A 1,920-nucleotide genomic window follows, 5' to 3' on the forward strand; every position below is an offset into this window, starting at 1 on the left:
GCCGGGCCGGCGGGCGCGTCGTGGGCGGCCCGCCGCCGGCCGGGCCCCGGGCACGGTGCGGGGCGCGGCGCGCGGGGCCGGAGCGGGCGTGCGGCCGGCGGGCTACCCTAACGGTGGGCTGGACAGCCGGCCCGGCCGCACCTGTGCCCGCCGATGACGACATACGGGATGTTCGCGTGTTTGACACCTTGAGTGACCGCCTGTCCGGAATCTTCACCAAGCTCCGCGGCAAGGGCCGGCTCACCGACGCCGACATCGACGCCACCGCCCGCGAGATCCGCCTGGCGTTGCTGGAGGCGGACGTCGCGCTGCCGGTGGTGAAGGGCTTCATCGCGAACGTCAAGGAGCGGGCCCGCAGCGCGGAGGTCTCCCAGGCGCTCAACCCGGCCCAGCAGATCGTCAAGATCGTCAACGAAGAGCTGATCAACGTGCTCGGCGGCGAGGGGCGGCGGCTCCAGTTCGCCAAGCAGCCGCCGACCGTGATCATGCTGGCCGGCCTCCAGGGCTCCGGTAAGACCACCCTCGCCGGCAAGCTGGCCCGCTGGCTCAAGGCCCAGGGGCACCAGCCGCTGCTGGTCGCCGCCGACCTCCAGCGTCCCAACGCCGTCGGGCAGCTCCAGGTGCTCGGTGGCCGCGCCGGCGTCGAGGTGTACGCCCCGGAGCCCGGCAACGGCACCGGCGACCCGGTGCAGGTCGCCCGCGCCTCGATCGAGCACGCGAAGCGGGCCGCCCGGGACATCGTCATCGTCGACACCGCCGGCCGGCTCGGCATCGACGCCGAGATGATGCAGCAGGCCGCCGACATCCGGGACGCGGTCGACCCCGACGAGGTCATCTTCGTCATCGACGCGATGGTCGGCCAGGACGCGGTCCGCACCGCCGAGGCGTTCCGCGACGGCGTGGGCATCACCGGTGTGGTGCTGTCCAAGCTCGACGGCGACGCCCGCGGCGGCGCGGCGCTGTCGGTGCGGGAGGTCACCGGCCAGCCGATCCTGTTCGCCTCCACCGGCGAGAAGCTGGAGGACTTCGACGTCTTCCACCCCGACCGGATGGCCAGCCGGATCCTCGGCATGGGCGACGTCCTCACTCTGATCGAGCAGGCCGAGCAGGCCTTCGACACCGATCAGAAGGAGAAGATGACCGCCAAGCTGATGGGCGGCGAGCAGTTCACCCTGGAGGACTTCCTCGACCAGCTCATCGCGGTGCGGCGGATGGGCCCGATCGCCAACGTGCTGGCCATGATGCCCGGCATGGGGCAGATGAAGGACCAGCTCGCCGAGCTGGACGACAAGCACTTCGACCGGGTCACCGCGATCATCAGGTCGATGACCCCGGCTGAGCGGACCAACCCGAAGATCATCAACGGCTCCCGGCGGGCCCGCATCGCCGGTGGCTCCGGGGTCACCGTGATGGACGTCAACCAGCTGCTCAACCGCTTCGCCGACGCGCAGAAGATGATGAAGCAGATGGGCGGCATGATGGGCCTGCCCGGCGGGGGTCGACGCAAGGCCACCAAGTCCCCGAAGAACAAGCGTAAGGGCACCAAGGGCGGCAACCGGCCGCGCAGCGGCGCGGGCGCCGGACTGCCGGGCGGCTTCCCCGGTGGGATGCCGCAGCTCCCGCCGGGGATGGACCCGAACGACCTGGCCGGTGGCCAGGGGCTGCCGCCGGGCTTCAAGCTTCCGAAGATCGACTTCAACAAGCTCGGCAAGGGCGACAACCGGCCCCGCTGACGCGTGTCGGTGGCGGAGGGCGACGACCCGGGCACCTAGGGTGGTCGTCGCCCCTGGGAGGAGATGTCATGACCGCAGCACCCAGCCTGCCCGAACGGCACGAGTGGACGGTCGACGACCTCGGCGACCTGCCGAAGGACCTTCCGTACGAACTGATCAACGGAAGGTTGATCGTGCCGTCCCCCAC

General features: G+C 71.1%; 1 protein-coding gene. It reads left to right on the plus strand.

Annotated elements, in window-relative coordinates:
• Positions 1-176: 176 nt before the first annotated feature.
• Positions 177-1,733 (plus strand): signal recognition particle protein, encoded by a 1,557-nt coding sequence (gene ffh, locus ACOJTC_RS22255; protein ID WP_204923818.1) that lies wholly within the window; start codon positions 177-179, stop codon positions 1,731-1,733.
• Positions 1,734-1,920: the final 187 nt, after the last annotated feature.

The organism is Micromonospora sp. (genome assembly GCF_048594385.1).
Lineage (GTDB): Bacteria > Actinomycetota > Actinomycetes > Mycobacteriales > Micromonosporaceae > Micromonospora > Micromonospora wenchangensis.